Raw genomic sequence first — 5,308 nt, forward strand, 5'->3', positions numbered from 1 at the left:
CCTTCACGGCCGCGGGCGGCCGGCGGCTGCAGGACTGGCTCGCCGGCGAGGAGGTGGTGGCGGTGCCGCTGCCGCCCCCGGGCCTGCGCAATGCCAACCGTCCCGACGACGCCACCGGTCTGTGGCCCTAGCTTTCCTGCCATGGCGGAGCGTCCCCTGGATCTGCATGGCCGGCCCCTGGGGGTGCTGCGGCTGTCGTTGACGGCCCGCTGCAACCTGGCCTGCCCCTACTGCTGCCCCGATGTCGAGGACCCGCCCGAGCTGCTGACCCTGCCGGAGCGGCTGGCCCTGGTGGAGGCGACCGTGGGACTGGGGGTCCACACCCTGCGCCTCACCGGCGGCGAGCCCCTGCTGCACCGGCGCCTGGAGGAGCTGATCGCCGCCCTGCAGCCCCTGCGGCAGCGCGAACCCAATGATCCCCGCGGCGCCCTGCGGGAGATCGCCCTCACCAGCAACGGCGTGCTGCTGGGGGCCGAGCGGGCCCGGCAGCTGAAGGCGGCGGGGCTCGATCGGATCACCCTCAGCCTCGATGGCACCGATGGGGCCAGCGTGGCGCGCATGGCCGGCCTGGGGGGGGCGGCCGCTGGTGGCGCCGTGCTGGAGAAGGTGCTGGCGGCGATCCAGCACGCCCGCGAGGCCGGCTTCGATCCGGCCCGCGGCCAGCTGAAACTGAATGCGGTGATCACCCGCTCGGGCAATGCCGACCAGCTGCTGCCCCTGGCTGAGCTGGCCCGGCAGCAGGGGCTGGAGCTGCGCCTGATTGAATTCATGGACGTGGGCAACCGCAACGGCTGGGCCCCTGAGCAGGTGCTGCCGGCCGCGGAGATGGTGGCCCGCATCGGGGCCACCTGGCCGCTGGAGCCGGTGGGCCGCTCCCCCCACGGCACCGCCAGCCGCTGGCGCTACCGCGACCGGGACGGGCTGCACCTGGCGGTGGTGGCCTCGATCACGGCGCCCTTCTGCGGCGACTGCAACCGGCTGCGGATCACCGCCGATGGGGTGGCCTACAGCTGCCTGTTCGCCGGCAACGGCACCGACCTGCGGCCCTGGCTGCGGCCCCGGCTCGAGCCGGCCGAGCTGCGGGACGCCTTGGAGGGGCTGTGGCGCGCCCGCCGCGACCGTTGGAGTGAGGAGCGCCAGGAAGCGGCCGACCAGCGGCCGGCACCGGCGGAGATGGCCTACCTGGGGGGCTGAGCCGTGCCGGCGGCTGGCATTGACGCCAGCGGCCCCCGCACCAGCACCGGCACCCGCTTGAAGGCGGGGGTGCCGCAGCGCGGGTCGACCACGGCTTTCATGATCACGTTCACCTCCGGGTAGAACATCAGCGCCGCCCCCTCGCGGATCTCGCCGGGGATGATCTCCACCCCCTCCAGGGCACCCGCCTCCCCCTGCACCGTGACCCGCTGGTGGGCCGCCAGGCCGGCGCGGTGCAGGTCGGCCCGATTCATCAGGATTGTGTGGCGGTGGGGCATGCCCCGGTAGCTGTCGCCGGCCTTGTAGACGACGGTGTTGTGCTGGCCGTAGCTGCGGGCGGTGATCAGGGCCAGCACCAGGCCCCCTTCCCCGGGCCCGAGGCCGCCGAAGTGCTCCGCCTTCGGCAACGCCAGCTTGGGCAGGGGGGTGGGCGCCACCCGGGCCCGGCCGCTGGGGGTGGGGAACTGTGGGGTGTCGAACAGGCGCCCCTCAACGCTGAACTCCTGCCGGGTGGCATCGATGCGGGCGATCGGGCCGTAGCCGGGCACGGTGCGGCTGATCAGGTCCCGCACGTAGGCCGGATCCTGCAGCCGCCCCCAGTCGATCGGATCTGAGCCCATCAGCCGCCGGGCCAGTTCGGCCAGGAACGCCACCTCGCTGATCAGATCGGCGCCTGCCAGGTGGGTGGTGCCCGGTTCGTTGAGGCGCACGTAGTTGTTGCCCGATTCGGTGGTGGTGCGGTGGGGGGTCTCGAAGCGGTTGAACACCGGCAGCACCAGGGTCTGGCGGGCCGCCAGGCCGTGGAAATGGCCCTGGTTGGGCTTGGTGGCCAGATACAGGATCGTGTCGATCCGGCCCAGGGCGCGTTTGGCCTCGCCGCTGTCGGGGTTGGCGCCCCAGAGGTTGCCCCCCAGGCACAGCAGGCTGTCGACCCGGCCGGCATCGGCGGCCTCGATCAGGGCGCGGGTGTCGTAGCCGGGCACCCGGCTGAGGGGTCGGCCCAGCAACTGCTCGAGGGCCTGCTGCATCTCCGCCCGCAGCTTGACGGTGACCCCCATCGAGCCGAAGCCCTGCACGTTGGAGTGGCCCCGGATCGGCATGGTGCCGGCGCCGGGCCGGCCCACGTTGTCGCTGAGCAGGGCGGTGTTGGCGATCGCCTGCACGTTGTCGATGCCGTTGGCGTGGTGGGTGATGCCCATCGCCCAGGCGAACACCACGCCCCGGGCCGCGGCGATCACGGCGGCGGTGTGCTCCAGCTCCTGGCGGCTGAGGCCGCAGGTGGTGGTGATCGCCTCCCAGGAGGTGGCCTCCAGCTGCTCCAGCAGCGCTTCCCAGCCCTCGGCGTGGGCGGCCAGAAAATCGCGCTTGATGGCGCCGGCCTCCAGCAGGGCCTTCTGCAGCCCCAGGAACACGGCCGTGTCGCTGCCGGGCACGGGCTGCAGAAACAGGGAGGCGATCTCCGAGCCCGCCAGCATCGAGCGGATCGGGAAGGCCGGCGAGCCGAACTTCAGCAAGCCCACCTCGATCACCGGGTTGATCACGATCACCGAGCCGCCCCGCTGGCGCAGCTTGATCAGCTCGTTCATCAGCCGCGGGTGATTGGCCGGGGCGTTGGAGCCCACCAGCACCACACAGTCCGCCTGCTGCAGGCTCTCCAGGCTCACCATCGAGGTGCCGGAGCCGAAGACGGCATTGAGCCCCACGGTGGAGGGGGCGTGGCAGAGGTCGGAGCAGTCGGCCAGGTTGTTGGAGCCCATGGCCCGCAGCAGCAGCTGCAGCAGGTAGGCGGCCTCGTTGGAGGAGCGGCCCGAGCTGTAGGAGGCCACCCGCTCCGGTGGGGCCCGGAAGGCGGCCTCCGCGATCGCGAACACGTCGTCCCAGCCGATGCGCTCGTAGTGGCTGCGGCCCTCGCGCAGCAGCAGGGGGTGGCTGAGGCGGCCGAGGCGGTCGGCCTCCATCGAGGAGAGCTGCTGGAGTTCAGCCAGGCTGCGGGTGCCGAACACCCCATCGGGCACCGCCGGCTGCAGCTCGGCCATGATCGCCTCGACGCTCTTGAGGCAGCGCTGCAGCGGCTCCCCCAGCTCGTCGCGGAAGCCGCCGTGCTGGCCGCCGGTGCCCCAGGCGCAGGAAAGGCAGGCGCTGCGGTGGTTGAGCGTCTGCCAGAGCTTCGGGCCCCGGGGGCTGAGGGTGGCCTTGGCCCAGCCGTCGATCAGGGGCCAGCCGCCGCCCTGGCCGGGCGTGGAGGCATCGGCGGGGCTGGCGTTGTCGCTCATCTGGCCGGCCGGCGGTGAGCCTCACTCTGGCCGCTGGGCACCCCGGGTGGGGGGGGTGTCGCGCTCCGCAACGCCGTCATGGAGTTCCACCGCCGCAAGCTGGTGTTTCTCTGGGGGCCGGCGGGCATCACCGTGGAGCTGGCGGAATGAAAGGGCGGCGTCGCCGCCTAGCTGGCGACAGCCAGCAGCGCATCCAGGCGGCCCTGGCGCTCCAGGGCGTAGAGGTCGTCGCAGCCACCGACGTGGGTGTCGTCGATGAAGGTCTGGGGCACCGAGCGCCGACCGTCGCTGCCGCGGGCCACCATGGCGTCACGGGCGTCTTCGTCGCCATCGATGACGTACTCGGTGTAGGTGACGCCCTTGCGGTCCAGCAGCTGCTTGGCCCGGATGCAGAACGGGCAGAAGCGCCAGGTGTAGATCTCGACCTTGGGCATGGAGGGCAAGGGGGGAGTCGGGTGTGGCCATTCTGTCGAAACGGCACCGGTCTGGACGTCATGGAAGTGACGCCTGCTCCCCCGGAGCTGGCGCGACCCACCAACCCTCCGGTTCCCCACCATGCAGTACGCCGTTCTGATCTACGAAAGCGAGCAGGACTTCGCCGACCGTCCCGGCCTGATGCCGGCCTATGCGGCCTACACCCGGGCCCTGGCCGAGGCCGGCCACATGGCCGGCTGCGAGGCCCTGCAGTCCGCCCACACCGCCACCACCGTGCGCCTGCGCCACGGCGAGCGGCAGGTGCAGGACGGGCCCTTCCCCGACAGCAAGGAGCAGCTGGGCGGCTTCTTCCTGATCGATGTGCCCGACCTCGACGCCGCCCTCACCTGGGCCGCCCGCTGCCCGGCGGCGGAGCGCTGTGCCGTTGAGGTGCGGCCCGTGCTCGCGATGGAAGCCCCTTGAGATGGAGGGGCGACGGGCGGCGGAGCTGGCGGCACGGCAGTCCTTCGGCAAGCTGGTGGCCTGGCTCACTGCCCGCTGCGGCGATGTGGCGGCGGCGGAGGACGCCCTGGGCGATGCCTTCCTCGCCGCCCTGCGGCGCTGGCCCGTCGAGGGGGTGCCCCGGGCCCCCGAGGCCTGGCTGCTGGTGGTGGCCCGGCGGCGCCTGATCGACCGGGCCCGCCGCGACCGGACCCTGGAGCAGCTGCTGCCGGAGCTGGACGCCGCGGCCCCCGGCCTGGATCCGGATACCTGTGAGAACGCCATGGAGATTCCCGACGAGCGGCTGCGGCTGCTGTTTCTCTGCGCCCACCCGGCGATCGATCCGGGGATCCAGGCCCCGCTGATGCTCCAGACCGTCCTGGGCCTCACAGCCGGCCGCATCGCGGCGGCCTTCCTGGTGGCGCCGGCCACCATGGGCCAGCGGCTGGTGCGGGCCAAGGCCAAGATCCGCGATGCCGGCATCCCCTTTGTGCTGCCGGGCGCCGAGGCGTTGCCGGCCCGCTCGGCGGCGGTGCTGCAGGCGATCTACGCCGCTTACACCAGCGGCTGGAATGGTCAGGGCGGCGACGGCCGTGACCGGGGGCTGACCCAGGAGGCGGTGCTGCTGGCGCGGCTGTGTGCCGACCTGCTGCCCGAGGAGCCGGAGGCCCTCGGCCTGCTGGCCCTGCTGCTGCACAGCGAGGCGCGCCACGGGGCCCGACGGGCCGCCGACGGCAGCTACGTGCCGCTGCTGGAGCAGGACCCGGGGCAGTGGGACGCCGCCCTGATCGCCGAAGCCGAGGCGGCCCTGACCCAGGCCTTCCGGGCGGGCCGGCCCGGGCGCTTCCAGCTGGAGGCGGCGATCCAGTCGCTGCATGCCCATCGCGCCGTCAGCGGCAGGGTCGACTGGCCGGCCCTGCTGGGGC

5 protein-coding genes are annotated in these 5,308 nt (G+C 73.0%); 3 read left to right on the forward strand and 2 right to left on the reverse strand.

What is annotated here, in order from left to right:
• Positions 1-141 precede the first annotated feature (141 nt).
• On the forward strand, positions 142-1,194 hold the full coding sequence (locus VB739_RS16140) for a GTP 3',8-cyclase MoaA (protein WP_323358034.1): 1,053 nt from the start codon (positions 142-144) through the stop codon (positions 1,192-1,194).
• On the opposite strand, the gene VB739_RS16145 is transcribed toward VB739_RS16140, so the two are convergent.
• Together VB739_RS16145 and grxC are read right to left on the reverse strand one after the other, a co-directional pair.
• Positions 1,179-3,467 (reverse strand): FdhF/YdeP family oxidoreductase, encoded by a 2,289-nt coding sequence (locus VB739_RS16145; RefSeq protein ID WP_323358035.1) that lies wholly within the window; start codon positions 3,465-3,467, stop codon positions 1,179-1,181. The two genes, VB739_RS16140 and VB739_RS16145, sit on opposite strands and share 16 nt — an antisense overlap.
• A 167-nt stretch (positions 3,468-3,634) precedes the next feature.
• The gene (gene grxC, locus VB739_RS16150; RefSeq protein ID WP_323358036.1) at positions 3,635-3,901 is read right to left on the reverse strand and encodes a glutaredoxin 3; all 267 of its coding nucleotides are present in this window, start codon (positions 3,899-3,901) and stop codon (positions 3,635-3,637) included.
• A gap of 121 nt (positions 3,902-4,022) precedes the next feature.
• Here grxC and VB739_RS16155 point away from each other — a divergent pair, with 121 nt between their 5' ends.
• Together VB739_RS16155 and VB739_RS16160 are read left to right on the forward strand one after the other, a co-directional pair.
• Positions 4,023-4,364 carry a YciI family protein gene (locus tag VB739_RS16155; protein ID WP_323358037.1) on the forward strand — a complete coding sequence of 114 codons (342 nt, stop codon included), beginning with the start codon at positions 4,023-4,025 and terminating at the stop codon, positions 4,362-4,364.
• A 1-nt stretch (position 4,365) separates the two neighbouring features.
• Positions 4,366-5,308, forward strand: a 943-nt coding sequence (locus VB739_RS16160; RefSeq protein ID WP_323358038.1) for an RNA polymerase sigma factor, incomplete at its 3' end; no start/stop codon positions are given.

Origin of the sequence: Cyanobium gracile UHCC 0281, assembly GCF_034931305.1 — a bacterium.
In the GTDB taxonomy this organism is placed as follows: Bacteria; Cyanobacteriota; Cyanobacteriia; order PCC-6307; family Cyanobiaceae; genus Cyanobium; species Cyanobium gracile_A.

What these genes read in the sequence shown, in the direction of transcription:
- VB739_RS16140 (WP_323358034.1), top strand. Translation starts at nt 142, where the DNA reads ATGGCGGAGCGTCCCCTGGATCTGCATGGCCGGCCCCTGGGGGTGCTG.
- VB739_RS16145 (WP_323358035.1), bottom strand. Translation starts at nt 3,467, where the DNA reads ATGAGCGACAACGCCAGCCCCGCCGATGCCTCCACGCCCGGCCAGGGC.
- grxC (WP_323358036.1), bottom strand. Translation starts at nt 3,901, where the DNA reads ATGCCCAAGGTCGAGATCTACACCTGGCGCTTCTGCCCGTTCTGCATC.
- VB739_RS16155 (WP_323358037.1), top strand. Translation starts at nt 4,023, where the DNA reads ATGCAGTACGCCGTTCTGATCTACGAAAGCGAGCAGGACTTCGCCGAC.